The sequence below is a fragment of the Mesorhizobium sp. genome (genome assembly GCF_017306585.1).
GTDB lineage: Bacteria > Pseudomonadota > Alphaproteobacteria > Rhizobiales > Rhizobiaceae > Mesorhizobium.
The window spans coordinates 1-14,852 of record NZ_JAFKIC010000266.1; the positions used below are offsets into that span (position 1 = coordinate 1).

The following is a 14,852-nucleotide window of genomic DNA, read 5'->3' on the forward strand; positions in this document are numbered from 1 at the left end:
TGGAATTCCTCGAACACCGCCTCGCGCTGATCCTCGGGAATGCCGCAGCCGGTATCGGCGACATCGATGCGGATCGTGTCGCCGCGATGGCGCGTGCCGACGAGCACGCCGCCCGAACGGGTATAGCCCAGCGCATTGGAAAGGATGTTCTGCAGGATGCGGCGCAGCAGCGTGCGGTCCGAGCGCACCACGGCATTGACCGGCCGGAATTTCAGCGACAGCCGTTTCATTTCCGCGACCGGCTGGAAATCCGAGCGCAGCGACGAGAACAGCGCTTCCAGGCTGACGTCGCCGATGTCGGGCTGGACCACGCCGGCGTCGAGCTTGGAGATGTCGAGCAAGGTGCGCAGCAGGTCTTCCATCGTTTCCAGTGAACGCTCGACCTGGCGCACCAGCTTCCTGCCTTCATCGCTGGTCTGCACCTCGGCAAGTGCCGAGACGGAGAGGTGGGCCGCGTTCAGCGGCTGCAGCACGTCATGGCTGGCGGCAGCGAGAAACCTTGTCTTGGAAAGATTCGCCAGTTCCGCGTTTTCCTTGGCGGCGCTGAGATCGATATTGGATTGCTCCAGCCGGCGCAGCGTCGCGTGCAGTTCCTCGGTGCGCGTGCGCACGCGGTTTTCCAGCGAGATCGCGGTCTGGAACAGCGAGAAGGCATTGCCCTGCTGGTCCATCGACCGCTCGACACGGCTGACCAGGGCGGCGTTGATCTTCTTCAGCTTGTCGAGATCGTCTATGTCGCGCAGCGGCATCTGTTTTCGCTGCTCTATTCGGCCGCCTGGCGGTCGCCGAAGGCGATGCCGGTGAACGTCTGGTTGAGGTGCATCGAGCGGTATTGTTCACCATAGGTGCCGAAGCCGACGACATTGTTGACCCGGTAGAGCTCCGAAATGTCGCGAAAGACCTGGCGGTTGCGGGCATCGAGCCGGCGCAGCACGCAATCGAAGCCGAGGATCAGGTCGATGCCGCCCAGCCTGTCCTCGACCTCGCGCAATGCCGCGCGTGTCGATTCCACCATGTCCTTGGGCTGGGCGATCGACAGCACGACGCCGTCGTCGATGGCGCAGAAGAAGGACAACGAGCCATCGGCGTGCATCCTCTGGATCGAGCGGCAGTAATATTCTCCGCCCACCTTCACCACGACGGGATGCGAGGCGAAGCTGAGCGGGGTCAGGGTCTGCGGCACGATGCCGACCGAGGCGGCGTATTCTTGCGCCGCATTGGTGGCGTTGAACTCCCGCACGATGCGATGATCCGGGTCGGACGCCGTCACCACCAGTTTCTCGTCGGTGGGAACGAAATTGTCGGTCTTGAAGACGTGGAAAGGAATTTCCGTGGCGACGAGCACGATGATGGCGCTGTCGGAAGTGACCCTGCCGTCCGAGATCAGGCGCGTCGTCTCGAATTTCAGGTCGTCGCCGGCCGACCCGCCGAGCAGCGGGATGTCGTCGAGGCCCCAGTGGATAGCCGAGCTCACCGCCTCCTCGGCGTAGGACAGCCCGTCGATGAAACAGAGCGCGAAGGTGTTTTTCGCCCGCTCGGCGCCGACGCGGCCGTGCAGGGCGCGCCGCAGAGCCTCAACCTCGCCGGTGATCCTGTCCATGCCCGACGAGGACAGATTGTCGACCATGGTGCTGACCGTGGTGAACGAGGCCGAGGGAAGCAGCATCGCCAGCATGTGGCCTTCCTCGAGCCCTTGCGGCGTGATCTCGCCAGCCGTGGAGCAGCCGGCATGGTGGAGTGCCGGAGCATGGACCGAGAGGGCCTGCGACAGAGCATCGGCCTCGACAAGGCTCTGCGAAAAAAACAGGAGGGCAAAGCCGGCATTGATGGCGGCGGCCTCCGCGGCCACGGCGCGTGCGAAAACATCCGCATCCGGCGCGTCGGTGGTCAGAGCCGACAAGCCGCATGCATAGCGTGTCCGTGAACTGGTCAGCGGCGTTCTCCCGCATTTCCTCCGACGCCTCTTGTGCGCGTCGGGCGCGCCGGCATCGGGCGATATTGTTGCCGCCAATCCACATTTTGGCAATGGGGCCGCGGGACCGCGTTTTCGTGCGCCGGCCATGACCGAAAGTACAATGATCCGGCTTTGCGCCGCGCTGTTTTTTGAGCGTTGTGCGGTGTACGAATAACGCATGGCCGAAGTGCCAGCGGCGCGTCGGCAGCGTGATGACCAAGGTTTACACCCAGGGAGGATTCATGTCGGACGTTTCGTTTGTTGTGAACGGCAGGCGGGTCAGTGGTACCGCCGAGGATCGAACGCTGCTGGTTCATTTCCTGCGCGAGAATCTGGGGCTGACCGGCACCCATGTCGGCTGCGATACGTCGCAATGCGGGGCCTGCGTCGTCCATGTCGACGGCCGGGCGGTCAAATCCTGTTCGATGCTCGCCGCGCAGGCATCCGGATCTGCCGTGACAACAATCGAAGGGCTTGCCAACGGCTCTGATCTGCATCCCGTGCAGGCGGCGTTCAAGGAACATCACGGCCTGCAATGCGGCTTTTGCACGCCAGGCATGATCATGACGGCGACCGACATGATCAGCCGTCATCCCGAAGGCCTCGACGAGGCGACCGTGCGGGCCGAACTCGACGGCAATATCTGCCGCTGCACCGGCTACCACAACATCGTCAAGGCGATCCTTGCCGCATCGAAGGCGATGTCGAAGGGCGTCAAGGGCAGGGCAAAACAGGCTGCGTAAGGACTGAGTGAGTAGCGAATAGCGAGTAGCGAATAGTCGGTCTCGGTTTAACGGCCCCTACGCTGCAGTCTTTCTCTACTCCCTATTCGCTACTCACTACTCGCTATTCCGGGAGGAATTTCCATGGGCATTGAAGGTGTTGGCGCTCGGGTCGCGCGCAAGGAAGACAAAAGATTCATCACCGGCGCCGGCCGCTATGTCGACGACATGGTGGTGCCCGGCATGAAGCACGCGGTGTTCGTGCGCAGTCCGCACGCGCATGCGCAGATCAAGAAGATCGACGTCAGGCAGGCGCAGGGCATGCCCGGCGTCATCGGCGTGCTGACCGGCAAGGAGCTCAAGGCCGACGGCATCGGCAACCTGATCTGTGGCTGGATGATCCACTCCAAGGACGGTTCGCCGATGAAGATGGGCGCCTGGTCGCCTCTCGCCGTGGATAAGGTGCGCTATGTCGGCGACGCCGTGGTGGTGGTGGTGGCGGAAACCAAGGCGCAGGCGCGTGACGCCGCCGAAGCGGTCGACATCACCTACAAGGAACTGAAGGCGGTGGTCGATGCCACCAAGGCGCTGGAGAAGGGCGCGCCGCAAATCCATGCGGAGGCCGAGGACAATCTGATCTTCGACTGGGAGATCGGCGACGCCAAGGCAACCGATGCCGCGATCAAGGCAGCCGCGCATGTCACTCGCATGAAGATCGTCAACAACCGGCTGGTGCCGAACGCCATGGAGCCGCGCGCGGCTCTTGGCCACTACGACAAGGCGGAGGATCACTTCACCTGCTGGACGACATCGCAGAACCCGCATGTCGCGCGGCTGGTAATGAGCGCCTTCTACAATGTCGCGCCGGAAAACAAGCTGCGCGTCATCGCGCCCGATGTCGGCGGCGGCTTCGGCTCCAAGATCTACATCTACCCCGAGGAGATCGTCTGCCTGTGGGCCTCCAAGAAAACCGGCGTGCCGGTCAAATGGGTTGCCGACCGGACGGAAAGCTTCCTTTCGGACGCGCATGGCCGGGACCACGTTTCCATGGTGGAGATGGCCTTCGACAAGGACAACAGGATCACCGGGCTTAAGGTCGATACCATCGCCAATCTCGGCGCCTACATGTCGCTGTTCTCGTCCTGCGTGCCGACCTATCTCTACGCGACGCTGCTGTCGGGCCAGTACGACATTCCGGCGATCCACGCCAATGTGCGCACCGTCTACACCAATACCGCGCCCGTCGATGCCTATCGCGGGGCAGGGCGGCCCGAAGCCACCTACCTGCTGGAGCGGACCATGGAGGCGGCAGCGCGTGAGCTTGGCGTGTCGCCAGCCGAGTTGCGGCGCAAGAACTTCATCACCTCGTTTCCCCACCAGACCCCGGTCATCATGAACTACGATGCCGGCGATTACGGCGCCTCGCTCGACGCGGCCATGAAGACCGCGGACTATGCCGGCTTTGCCGGGCGCAAGGCGGCGGCCGCTAAGCAGGGCAAGCTGCGTGGCATCGGCATGAGCTGTTATATCGAGGCGTGCGGCATCGCGCCGTCGGCTGCGGTGGGCTCGCTGGGCGCCGGCGTCGGCCTGTGGGAATCGGCCGAAGTGCGCGTCAACGCCGTTGGCACGATCGAAGTGCTGACCGGCTCGCACAGCCATGGCCAGGGTCACGAGACGACCTTCGCGCAACTGGTCAACCAGCGTCTGGGGGTGCCGATCGACTCCGTTTCGATCGTCCATGGCGATACCGACAAGGTGCAGATGGGCATGGGCACCTACGGCTCACGCTCGGGCGCCGTCGGCATGTCGGCGGTCGCCAAGGCGCTCGACAAGGTCGAGGCCAAGGCCAAGAAGATCGCCGCGCATCTGCTGGAAGCGGACGAGGGCGACATCGTCATCGAAAACGGTGCACTGAAGGTCGCCGGCACCGACAAGAACGTGCCGTGGTTCCAGGTCGCGCTTGCCGCCTACACCGCCCACAACCTGCCGGCGGGCATGGAGCCGGGATTGAAGGAGACGGCGTTTTACGATCCGGCGAACTTCACTTTCCCCGCCGGCTGCTACATCTGCGAGGTCGAGATCGATCCGGAGACCGGCACCACCGAGATCGTCCAGTTCGTGGCGGCGGACGATTTCGGCAACATTATCAATCCGATGATCGTCGAGGGACAGGTGCATGGCGGCATCGCCCAGGGCATCGGCCAGGCGCTGCTGGAAGGCGCGCATTACGACGCCGGCGGACAATTGCTGACGGCGAGCTACATGGACTACACCATGCCGCGCGCGGGCGACCTGCCGTCGTTCAAGGTCTCGACCTCGAACACGCCCTGTCCGAGCAACCCGCTCGGCATCAAGGGTTGCGGCGAGGCCGGCGCCATCGGGTCGCCGCCGGCGGTGATCAACGCCATCACCGACGCCATCGGTATTCCAGACATCGCCATGCCGGCATCGCCGTCCACCGTGTGGGCCGCGATCCGCGCCGCCAAGAAGCACTGAGAAGCGAATAGCGAATAGGGAGTAGCGAATAGGGAAGAGGCGCAGCGCGAAGGGACAGGTCCCTACTCGCTATTCGCTACTTACTATTCGCTCCTTTCCCCGAAGGGAGAAAGACAGATGTACGCAGTCAATTACCATCGCGCCGCCTCCGTCGCCGATGCCGCCAAGCTCGTGAAGAGCGGCGACGCCAAGCTGCTCTCGGGCGGCATGACCTTGATTCCGGCCATGAAGACCAGGCTGGCGGCTCCTTCCGATCTCGTCGACCTGTCGCGCATCAGCGATCTGCAAGGCATCAAAGTGTCGGGCAAGACGGTCACGATCGGCGCCGCCACCACCCATTATGACGTGGCCAGTGACGAGAAGCTGCGAAAGGCCTGCCCGGCGCTTGCCCATCTGGCATCGCTGATCGGCGACCCGGCGGTGCGTCACAAGGGCACGATCGGCGGGTCGATCGCCAATAATGATCCGGCGGCCGACTATCCAGCCGCGCTGCTGGCGCTGGGCGCCACCATCGTCACCAACAAGCGCGAGATATCGGCGGACAAGTTCTTCAAGGGTCTGTTCGAAACGGCCTTGAAGGACGGCGAGATCATCACCGCCGTGACCTTCACGGCGCCGGCGAAGGCCGCCTATGAAAAATTCCGCAATCCGGCGTCGCGCTACGCGATCGTCGGCGTGTTCGTGACCAAGGGCAAGGACGGGGTCAGCGCTGCCGTCACCGGGGCCGGAGAGGATGGTGTGTTCCGGTCGAAGGAGATCGAGGTCGCGCTGGCTAAGAATTTCACCGCCGCCGCGCTCGACGGCGTCAAGGTACCGGCCAAGGGCCTGATGAGCGATATCCACGCTTCGTCGGACTACCGCGCCAATTTGATCACGGTGATGGCCAGACGCGCGGTGGCGGCAGCCAACGCCTGACGCCAGCGGTTTCTGACGGGAAAGGGGCCCTCGTGGCCCCTTTTTCGTGTCAGCCTGCCTGCAGCTGTCCAATGGCCGGCGGAATCACGGCAGTCCCGCGTTCCTTTGCTTCAAGCAAATCCGATCGGGGCTGCCCGGCAACTGCGCTCGTCGCGATCTCGCACTTGCACAAATCTATATTGCACTGCAGTATGCCCCTCGGGTGGGAATGCGAACCGGGTTCGGATGCGTACCGCCGTGCCCTTTCGCATGACCAATGCGAAGGGATCGGCATGTCCGAAATTTCCGCGACCCATCTGGTTCCGTCCCGATCCGCCGCCGAGCGATCCGTCAGAACGAGACTGGCCTATCTCGATGGCTGGCGCGGCCTGTCGATCGCGCTGGTGCTGATCGGGCATTTTTTCCCGGTGCCGGGGATCAATCTCGGTGTGCTGGGTGTCGAATTCTTCTTCGTGCTCAGCGGCCGGCTGATGGCCGAGATCCTGTTCGTCGAACGCTATCCGCTGAAAAAATTCTTCAAGCGCCGCTTCTCGCGCATCTATCCGGCGCTATTGGTCTTTGTCGTCGTCACCATGATCGCGTTGTCAGGCACGTTCATCGCCTTCAAATGGAAGGCCGCCCTGACGGCACTGACATTCTCCTACAACTATGCCGGAGTTTTCGTGAACCGGGCCGGTGCCCTCGACCATATCTGGTCACTCTGTATCGAAGAACATGCCTACATCATTCTGGCGGCAATCAGCGCGGTCGTCGCCAGCCGAAGCCGGGTCATCCCGCTGCTGCTGGTCCTGGCGCTGCTGGCCATGGCCAATGGCGCGGTTTCCTACTGGTTCCTGCACATGGATTACGAGGCCACTTACTGGCGCACTGATGTCCACATCGCCTCGATCCTGCTATCGGCTGCCATCTGCCTGCTCAAGGCCGACGGCAAGCTGCCGGAGTTGTTGAAAGGCCCCTATGTCGCCGTGACGGCAGCGGTCGGCGCGGTGCTCCTGTTCATGGACCCGGTATCGACCCCGATCCACTACCTGGTCGCGGTGCCGCTGTTGGCGATTGCAGTCAACGCGCTCGATTTCAGCATCCGCATCTTTTCCGATGTGCTGTCGTCCTGGCCGATGGCTACCCTGGGCCTGTGGTCCTATTCGCTCTATCTGTGGCAGCAGCCGTTCTACAAATTCGTCTATGAGCAAGGCAGCGATCCGTGGCTGATGCTGGCCGGGGCCTTCGCCTGCGCGCTGTGCAGCTACTACGTCATCGAGCGGCCGGCACGCGAGTGGCTCAATCGCAATTGGTAGCGGCCGGTTTTCCGCATGAAGGCTAAGGCGCGGCGGCAGCAGTTCGGCATCGGAAAGCACGTCCCACACCTCCTGTGGCGAGCCTTCGGGGATGTGCCAGGTTTCGTTGAAGCGAAAGACGTTGCTTGGCATCGCATTTCCTCCGTTGGAGGAATCACACCTGGTCCGCCGACAACAGGTTGCTGACCAAAGCGGGGCGAAGCTACTGGTCGCGATTTAGTAGATACCCCCGAGGTTGCCTTTCTTTTGGCAATATACTTATCATCCTTGCCTGGCGCGCAACCGCATTTGACAATGTTTCGGCGGTTGCGGCCACGGGTTCGGCGCCAGTTGGGCTGGGCGCTTTGGGGTGGGCGGTTGGATGCATAGGGTTGTAGCAGCTCTGGCGCTGGTGCTGTGGTGCATTGCATTTGCGTTGCCAGCGTCGGCCGCAAGCAGGGTTGCGCTCGTCATCGGCAATTCGAACTATCAGCATGTCGGCCAGCTTCCCAATCCGAAAAATGACGCCGACGACATTGCCGCGACCCTTGAACGGATCGGCTTTACGGTACGAAAGGCGACCGATGTCACCTTCGATGGCATGCGGCAGGCGCTCTCTGTGTTTTCACATGACGCGGCGCAGGCCGACATGGCCGTCGTGTTCTTCGCCGGGCATGGCATCGAGGTCGACAAGCATAATTTCCTGCTGCCCACCGACGCGGAACTGGAAAGTGACCTGGATGTCAGTTTCCAGACCGTGTCGCTGGACATGGTCGTGGATGCCGTCAGCAGGGCGCACAGTCTGAGGCTGGTCTTTCTCGACGCCTGCCGAAACAACCCGTTCGCCAACCGCATGCGCCTGTCGGACGCGACGCGTTCGATCGGGCGGGGATTGTCGCCCTTCGAACCCAAGGGCACTACGATCGTCTTCTATTCCGCGCGCGACGGCACCGTTGCCAGCGACGGATCGGGCCGCAACAGCCCCTACAGTCAGGCCCTGCTCAAATACCTGCCGCAGGCCGATCTCGACGTCGACAAGATGCTGCGCAAGGTCAGGGAGGACGTGCTGAAGGCAACCAACGGCGCTCAGGAGCCCACGGCTTACGGGCTGTTGCCCAGCGACGACATTGTCCTGGTTCCGTCACGCTCAGCGGTTTCCCTTGTCGAGAATTCATCATCACAAGCGCCACCGCCCGCGCCGGCGGTCGACCAGGCCGCGGCCGAATGGACGACGATCGACAATACCGACAGCCAGGCGATCCTGCAGACCTTCATCCAGGCGCACGGCGATACCTTTTATGCAAAATACGCCCAGGCCAGGCTTGCCGAACTGCAGGAACGAGACAAGCAACGCCAGCAATCGCTTGATCAGCAATCGGGGCAGCAGCAACCGGCTCAGCCGACATTGCAGCAGGCGAGCCAGGATTCGCTTCAATCCGCCCAGCAGCAATACAATGTTTCATCCGCCGCGCCGACCCCGCAATCCCGGCATTGGTACCTGGCGACCTATTCGAATGTCGATTTCTATGGCGGAGACCTCTACGCGAAAGGCCTTGAATCGGCGTCGCTGGACCAATGTGCGCAGACCTGCGCCGGCAATCTTTCCTGCAAGCTCTTTACCTACAACAGCGCGAAAAACCGCTGCTTCCCCAAATCGGGGTTCTCCTACGCGCAGATCATGTCGGGCGCCCAAGCGGGCTATTTCTTTGAAAGCGAAAGGCGCGATCAAGCCCCGGCATTCAAGGCGGAATGGGAAATTTTCGTCAAAGCCGACCTGCTTGGCGGCGACAAGTATTTCGCCCGGGCGCCCTCCTATGACGACTGCCTCTTGATGTGCAAGTCGGACCAATCCTGCAGGGCCTTCTCCTATGTGCCATTCGGCAAAAGCAAAAGCTGCTGGATCAAAACCTTCGCCGCAGCGTTGCCCACATACAGTCAGAAGACGGAGCGAGGCATCGTATCGGGCAGGAGAGTCGACATGGTCGTCAGGGCGGACGGCGTCTACGACACGGCCGCGCGCTATTGAGGCCGGATTTTCGACGACCGGTGCTGTCATGGTTAACGGTCGGTTAGCGACCTCGACGTATTGAGTGGGGAGGAACCGTCAAACGGGAGATTCGCCGTGTTCTCCATCAAACTGGTAACCGGGCTTGTTTCGGCACTGCTGATGACTTCGGTGGCTCTCGCCGGTCAGCAGACCGCCGGGTCAGGAACCGATGCCAAACCGGTGACGTCACGAAAGCCTGACGATTCGAGCCTTAGAACGATGATCGGCCAGATGATCCTGGTCGGCTTCACCGGCACGTCCGTGGACGCGGCACCGGTTGTGGCGGTCAGGCAGAAGATCGCCAACGGCAGCATCGGCGGGGTCATGTACCTTTCCGACAATGTCAGCGACAGGAGCCACGTGGCGGCGATGAATACCGCGTTCGCGGCCGCCAACTCGACGCTGCCGCCTTTCATCTCCGTCGACGAAGAGGGTGGAGCAATTGCGAGACTGACGGCCGGAAACGGCTTTCACGAGGTTCCGGCCGCCGTGAATGTTGCCAGAAATCTTTCGCCGCGCGGAGCCTATGAGCTCTATTCCGGGCTTGCGACAGAGTTGCACGAATGGGGCTTCAACCTGAATTTCGGGCCCGTGGTGGATCTCAACGTAAACCCCGCCAATCCCATTATCGGAAAATTGGGCAGGAGCTTTTCCGGCAATCCGGAATTGGTTGCACAATACGGCGCGGCGTTCGTGAGGGCGCACAGGGACGCCGGCATCATCACGACGCTCAAGCACTTTCCAGGACACGGGTCCAGTTCGACCGACAGCCACAAGGGACTGGCCGATGTTTCCGGCACCTGGTCGCGCAGGGAATTGGTCCCGTTCCGCAAGCTGATCAATGCGGGCTATGCGGATTCGGTCATGGTGGGCCACCTCTATGATAAGTCCCTGCAGAAGGGCGAGGCCGTAGGACCGGCTTCGCTCTCCTCCGCGATCGTCAACGGTCTGCTGCGCAAGCAACTTGGCTTTGCCGGCGTCGTCCTTTCGGACGACCTGCAGATGGGTGCCGTTGAAAAGAGCTATTCGTTCACCGCGGCCGTGGTGCGCGCCGTGGAGGCAGGGGACGATATCCTGATCTTCTCCAACCACAAGAACCCGGATGCCGAGTTGCCCGAAAAGGTCATCGACATCCTCATGGCGGAAGCGCACAGAAACCCGGTTGTCGCGGCCAACATCGTGAAGTCGTTCGCGAAGATATCAGCCCTCAAGGCAAGCCTTGCCCAGAGGGACGCTTCCAAGGTGGATTTGCTTTCGACAAGGTCGATCGAGGCCGACACCGGACATGTGCTGCTGCCGGCTGATGTCGAGGTGGTCCGGCGCGACGTGGCCCTTACCGTGGTTGGCTTGCCGGGCTGACGGCGCGTTGGTTTAGGCTAGATGGTCGGGGATAATTTGCGCGCGTAGTAGCGAACCGTCTTCTTGCCGCCATGGATGGCGGCAGCGCCCACCTCGGCAAAGCCGAGAGCGGCGTGGAAGGCGTCCGAGGCCGGATTGGGCGGGTCCGCATTGACCTCGCAGGTGACCAGCGTGTGGCCGGCCCTGGTGACCGTGTCGAACAGATCCTCGTAAAGCCGCCGGGCATGACCGCGGCCGCGCGCGTAGGCGGCGACCACGACACGGTCGACATAGACGAACCGCTCGTAGCGTTCGCGAAACCAGAGGAAGTTTGGGCTGTCGTAGTCGGCATCCTGGTCGAAGGTCATGATGAAGGCTTCGAGGTTGCCGATGCGGCGCGTGTAAAACGCCTGACCGAGCAGGAAGGACAGCCGTTCCGCTTCCAGCCATGACAGTTCGGCTGCGTGCTCGTTGTTGAGCGCCAGAATCGCCGCCTCGTCTGCGGCCGCGACCAGGCTGATCGGGGCAGGGAGGGCGCTCATGCCTTTGCCGCCGCGATGGTGGCAGCCACGAGTTCCTCATCGGTCAAGGTGTTGCGGTACTCGCGGTCGAGATCGGAGCCGCCCATGCCGACCTTCGGATTGCGGTAGCGCATGCCGCTCGGCACGTCCTTCAGCGCGGCGAAGTGCATTTCGGCCAGCCCGGTCCGCCGGCGCACCTCGGCGATGTTGCCGAGATCGAGCCCGCCGCAGCCGAGGATGACGATACGATCGCCGGCCTGCCGCACCAGCTCCGCCAGCAAGGGCAGACCTTCGACCGCGGTATCGCGCTGGCCGCTGGTCAGCACGCGGCCGACCTTGCAGCGGATCAGCACTTCCAGTGCTTCGGCGGGGTCGCGCGTCATGTCGAAGGCGCGATGACAGGTGACGTTCAAGGGGCCGGCGGCGTTGGTCAGTTCGCCCATGCGTTGCTCGTCGATCGCACCGTCGGCGGTCAGGCAACCGAACACCACGCCGGGCACGCCGAGTTCGCGCAGTGCGTGAACATCGGCCAGCATCGAGCGGTATTCCGGTTCGCTGTAGAGAAAATCGCCGCCGCGCGGGCGCACCATGACGTGAAACGGCACGCTTGCCTGATCCAGGGCCGCGCGCACCGTGCCGAGGCTGGGCGTAATGCCGCCTTCCACTAGGCTGGCGCACAGTTCGACGCGGTCGGCGCCGGCAGCCTGGGCGGCCAGGAGGCCGTCAATGCCTTCGACACAGATTTCGATGAGCGGAGGGCGGGTTTTTGCGGTCAAGGGGCGATCCAGGTCTTGGTTTCGCCGCCAGCCCTAGCATCGGACCGGTCGCCGGGAAAGCGCGAACGCCGCGCCGCGATTTGGGCCAGGCGGTATTCCCCCGCTTGACAGTCTAATAACTGGGGAGTTATGAATTAACCCATAGCTGTTGAGTTATTGATTTCGACGATAAGGAGCAAGGAATGACGCAGACCAAATCGATCGTCGTCGAGCGGCTGATCCCGCATTCGGCGCAGAAGATATGGCGTGCACTGACCGCGCCCGAGCTGATCGCCGAATGGCTCATGCAGAACGACTTCGTGGCGCAAGAGGGACATCGCTTCACCTTCCGGGCGGCACCGGTGCCGGGCTGGTCCGGGGTGACGAATTGCGTTGTGCTGAAAATCGAGGCGCCGCACCTGCTGGTCTATAGCTGGGGCGATGGAAGCGAATCCGACAGCGGGTTGAGGACCGTGGTGACTTGGTCGCTCACGCCCGAGGGCGCTGCGACCAGGGTGCGGATGGAGCATTCAGGGTTCCGGCCCGCCGACGAGCGTGGCTATGTCGGCATGGGAGGCGGCTGGCCGCGCATCCTCGAGCGGCTCCAGCAGGTGGCCGCAAGGCAAGTCTGACGGCCGAAACTTTCTTCGACCAAACCAGTCGGTACTGCCGGCGATCGCAACAAGTTCGCTCCGGGTGCTTCGCTTCCGGACTCGGAAGAACACGCTCTGATTACACTTCGAAAGGAGAAAGACCATGCAAGCCAGAATCAAGAATCCCGTCATGCTCATTCCCGGCGCCCTGCAGGCGCTGCTGGCGCTGGACAAGTCGACCGAGGCGGCCGACGTGCCCTATGTCACGCGCAAGCTCATCCATCTGCGCGCCAGCCAGATCAACAACTGCGCCGTCTGCGTCGACATGCATGCGCGCGAGCTGAAGAAGGCCGGCGAAAAGGACGAGCGCATCTTCGCGCTGGCCGCCTGGCGCGAGACGCCGTATTTCAACGATGCCGAACGGGCCGCCCTGGCGCTCGCCGAAGCGGGTACCAGGCTCGCCGACCAATCCGATGCCGTGCCGGACGATGTCTGGAACGAAGCCGCCCGGCACTATGATGAGAAGGCGCTCGCCGCCCTGGTCGTCCAGATCGCGCTGATCAACGCCTTCAACCGGCTGAACGCGACGACGCGCCAGATGGTCGGCGCCTGGGGCTGAGATCTGGGCGAGGGCGATGTGGGCCGCGAATCGAAGCTGGCTACTGGCGCAGCTCCGTATTCTTGGCGCCTTCCTCGACCTGGTCGATGACCAGCAGCTTCACCGGGCCGTCGCCGATGTTGGTGGCCTGGTGCCACTGGCCGATCATTTCGATGATGAAATCGCCGGTCTTGTAGGTGTTGCTGTTGCCGGTCTCGACATTGGTGACCTTGAGTGTCCCCGCCTGGACATAGGCGTAACGCGGGAAGGGATGCCGGTGCACCGGCAGGGTCGCGCCCGGCGCGATGTCGTAGGTCGACACAAGCACCTGGACATTCTTCTGCGGCAGCGTGATCAGTTGCCCGGAAGCGGTGGTTGTCTTCGACGCCAGCGGCGTGACCACGACAGGCGTGCCGCTGCTGTCGAGCGCGAAAGCCGGATTTGCCGAAAGGGCGGCGGCAAGCAGCAGCGCGGATGCCAGGATGTTTCGCATGATGTCCTCCAGAGCGGCGGGCAAGATCGCGCAAGCGGTGTCCCTGTGCAAGGACGGCTCTCGGGAAAAACCGGGAACGCATGGCGAAAATCGCCAGGCCGATGCCCTCCTGGCGTCCGGGCGAATGCAAGGGGCCGTCAGGTTGGAACCTATCCGTCCAAGGATGCGGGGCGATCGTGGCCGGCAAGGACACCCGTCGAAACCTGGGTGTCGAAAAACTCGACCTTGAGGTCGAAGGATTTGAGCAGCTTCTGGGTGCTCGGTTTGACGACGGCGTCGTCGAAGCCGTCCTTGATGAAATGGGCCGCCGAATCCATGTCCTCCCAAAGGCTCATGACGACGAGTTCGTTGTCGGTTCCCCTGACCTTGCGGGCCAGCGTCGCGCCGAGATGGCCCGGAAGTTCAGCCATCTCCACAAAGGTCGTTCGCCGCAGGTGGTCGGCATAGGCGTCCAGCACCTCGGTGGAGCCGGCGACTGCTCGCCAGAAGCGAATGATCATGCTTTTCTCCCATCTCGCGCATGTGAGGCAATGTCCCGATGGATATTTCTCCCGCGGCACCGCTCGTGTAAACAGGCTGCATGAACACCTTCGCGCCATCTCCGAACATGCCCGTGCGCCATAGGGGCGCACCGGCTTTGTCGGAGGATGACCATGCACCACAAGCGAAAGCGCCCGCGCATCGCGGCCTGCGGGCTCTGCAAGCCCCATAAAACCAACGGCGCCTGCGTGCGTCACAAGGACATCCGGTTCGGGAATTTGAGGCGGCGCTACCTCCACGGCAGCGATCAGTTGCGCTGCGAGGGGATCAGGGCGCCCTCCAGGGGCTGCTAGGATCCGTACCGGCCTACCAGACCTGCCGGATCGCAAGCACGACAAGGATCGCTCCGCTTGCCAATGTGCCCAAGCGGCCGATGTCCATGCGGCCCAGCCTGATCCGCGCCGCATGGCGACCCAACGCCACGCCAACGACGATGGTGAGGAAACTCCCGATCGATATGGCGGAGGCGACGACTGCCGGGGACATGTTCAGGAGCCCGGCGCTGACCGAGTTCGCCAGCGCGTTCGCCGACAGCGCGACGCCGAGGACCGCCGCCTCGAGAGGTCCGACCTTGTCACCCCTGACGGCGAGAGCACGCGAGAACCA

15 protein-coding genes are annotated in these 14,852 nt (G+C 62.8%); 8 read left to right on the forward strand and 7 right to left on the reverse strand.

Annotated elements, in window-relative coordinates:
- On the reverse strand, positions 1-749 hold a 749-nt coding region (locus J0I79_RS31265; RefSeq protein ID WP_292868751.1), incomplete at its 3' end, for a HAMP domain-containing sensor histidine kinase.
- A gap of 14 nt (positions 750-763) precedes the next feature.
- Positions 764-1,900, reverse strand: coding sequence for an FIST signal transduction protein (locus J0I79_RS31270; RefSeq protein WP_292868754.1), 1,137 nt, complete (start codon positions 1,898-1,900; stop codon positions 764-766).
- A gap of 296 nt (positions 1,901-2,196) precedes the next feature.
- On the opposite strand from J0I79_RS31270, the gene J0I79_RS31275 reads away from it, so the two are divergent.
- From J0I79_RS31275 to J0I79_RS31300, 6 genes are all read left to right on the forward strand, one after another.
- Positions 2,197-2,697 carry a (2Fe-2S)-binding protein gene (locus tag J0I79_RS31275; protein ID WP_292868757.1) on the forward strand — a complete coding sequence of 167 codons (501 nt, stop codon included), beginning with the start codon at positions 2,197-2,199 and terminating at the stop codon, positions 2,695-2,697.
- A gap of 123 nt (positions 2,698-2,820) precedes the next feature.
- Positions 2,821-5,172 (forward strand): xanthine dehydrogenase family protein molybdopterin-binding subunit, encoded by a 2,352-nt coding sequence (locus J0I79_RS31280; protein WP_292868760.1) that lies wholly within the window; start codon positions 2,821-2,823, stop codon positions 5,170-5,172.
- Between the two features lie 117 nt (positions 5,173-5,289).
- A complete protein-coding gene (locus tag J0I79_RS31285) occupies positions 5,290-6,087 on the forward strand; it encodes a xanthine dehydrogenase family protein subunit M (RefSeq protein WP_292868763.1) in 798 nt (265 codons plus the stop codon).
- Positions 6,088-6,359: 272 nt separating this feature from the next.
- Complete coding sequence (locus J0I79_RS31290; protein WP_292868766.1) at positions 6,360-7,382, forward strand: acyltransferase; 1,023 nt, start codon at positions 6,360-6,362, stop codon at positions 7,380-7,382.
- Between the two features lie 361 nt (positions 7,383-7,743).
- Positions 7,744-9,387, forward strand: a complete 1,644-nt coding sequence (locus J0I79_RS31295) for a caspase family protein (RefSeq protein ID WP_292868769.1) — start codon at positions 7,744-7,746, stop codon at positions 9,385-9,387.
- Positions 9,388-9,483: 96 nt separating this feature from the next.
- On the forward strand, positions 9,484-10,767 hold the full coding sequence (locus J0I79_RS31300; RefSeq protein WP_292868772.1) for a glycoside hydrolase family 3 N-terminal domain-containing protein: 1,284 nt from the start codon (positions 9,484-9,486) through the stop codon (positions 10,765-10,767).
- 17 nt (positions 10,768-10,784) lie between these two features.
- Here the strand turns inward: J0I79_RS31300 and J0I79_RS31305 are convergent, their stop codons facing one another.
- Both J0I79_RS31305 and J0I79_RS31310 read right to left on the reverse strand, forming a co-directional pair.
- Positions 10,785-11,288, reverse strand: coding sequence for a GNAT family N-acetyltransferase (locus J0I79_RS31305; protein ID WP_292868775.1), 504 nt, complete (start codon positions 11,286-11,288; stop codon positions 10,785-10,787).
- Complete coding sequence (locus tag J0I79_RS31310) at positions 11,285-12,043, reverse strand: copper homeostasis protein CutC (RefSeq protein ID WP_292868778.1); 759 nt, start codon at positions 12,041-12,043, stop codon at positions 11,285-11,287. The genes J0I79_RS31305 and J0I79_RS31310 overlap by 4 nt, the downstream gene beginning before the upstream one ends.
- 182 nt (positions 12,044-12,225) lie before the next feature.
- Here J0I79_RS31310 and J0I79_RS31315 point away from each other — a divergent pair, with 182 nt between their 5' ends.
- Both J0I79_RS31315 and J0I79_RS31320 read left to right on the forward strand, forming a co-directional pair.
- Entirely contained in the window at positions 12,226-12,654 is a 429-nt protein-coding gene (locus tag J0I79_RS31315; protein WP_292868780.1) for an SRPBCC domain-containing protein, read from the forward strand.
- A gap of 124 nt (positions 12,655-12,778) precedes the next feature.
- Positions 12,779-13,234 (forward strand): carboxymuconolactone decarboxylase family protein, encoded by a 456-nt coding sequence (locus J0I79_RS31320; protein ID WP_292868782.1) that lies wholly within the window; start codon positions 12,779-12,781, stop codon positions 13,232-13,234.
- Positions 13,235-13,274: 40 nt separating this feature from the next.
- Here the strand turns inward: J0I79_RS31320 and J0I79_RS31325 are convergent, their stop codons facing one another.
- The 3 genes from J0I79_RS31325 to J0I79_RS31335 form a co-directional block, all read right to left on the reverse strand.
- Positions 13,275-13,706: a cupin domain-containing protein gene (locus J0I79_RS31325; RefSeq protein ID WP_292868785.1), complete on the reverse strand. Its 432-nt coding sequence runs from the start codon at positions 13,704-13,706 to the stop codon at positions 13,275-13,277.
- Positions 13,707-13,855: 149 nt separating this feature from the next.
- Positions 13,856-14,206 (reverse strand): hypothetical protein, encoded by a 351-nt coding sequence (locus J0I79_RS31330; protein ID WP_292868788.1) that lies wholly within the window; start codon positions 14,204-14,206, stop codon positions 13,856-13,858.
- A 346-nt stretch (positions 14,207-14,552) separates the two neighbouring features.
- Positions 14,553-14,852, reverse strand: a 300-nt coding sequence (locus J0I79_RS31335) for a hypothetical protein (protein WP_292868791.1), incomplete at its 5' end; no start/stop codon positions are given.

What these genes read in the sequence shown, in the direction of transcription:
- J0I79_RS31330 (WP_292868788.1), bottom strand. Translation starts at nt 14,206, where the DNA reads ATGATCATTCGCTTCTGGCGAGCAGTCGCCGGCTCCACCGAGGTGCTG.
- J0I79_RS31315 (WP_292868780.1), top strand. Translation starts at nt 12,226, where the DNA reads ATGACGCAGACCAAATCGATCGTCGTCGAGCGGCTGATCCCGCATTCG.
- J0I79_RS31295 (WP_292868769.1), top strand. Translation starts at nt 7,744, where the DNA reads ATGCATAGGGTTGTAGCAGCTCTGGCGCTGGTGCTGTGGTGCATTGCA.
- J0I79_RS31290 (WP_292868766.1), top strand. Translation starts at nt 6,360, where the DNA reads ATGTCCGAAATTTCCGCGACCCATCTGGTTCCGTCCCGATCCGCCGCC.
- J0I79_RS31275 (WP_292868757.1), top strand. Translation starts at nt 2,197, where the DNA reads ATGTCGGACGTTTCGTTTGTTGTGAACGGCAGGCGGGTCAGTGGTACC.
- J0I79_RS31305 (WP_292868775.1), bottom strand. Translation starts at nt 11,288, where the DNA reads ATGAGCGCCCTCCCTGCCCCGATCAGCCTGGTCGCGGCCGCAGACGAG.
- J0I79_RS31320 (WP_292868782.1), top strand. Translation starts at nt 12,779, where the DNA reads ATGCAAGCCAGAATCAAGAATCCCGTCATGCTCATTCCCGGCGCCCTG.
- J0I79_RS31285 (WP_292868763.1), top strand. Translation starts at nt 5,290, where the DNA reads ATGTACGCAGTCAATTACCATCGCGCCGCCTCCGTCGCCGATGCCGCC.
- J0I79_RS31325 (WP_292868785.1), bottom strand. Translation starts at nt 13,706, where the DNA reads ATGCGAAACATCCTGGCATCCGCGCTGCTGCTTGCCGCCGCCCTTTCG.
- J0I79_RS31280 (WP_292868760.1), top strand. Translation starts at nt 2,821, where the DNA reads ATGGGCATTGAAGGTGTTGGCGCTCGGGTCGCGCGCAAGGAAGACAAA.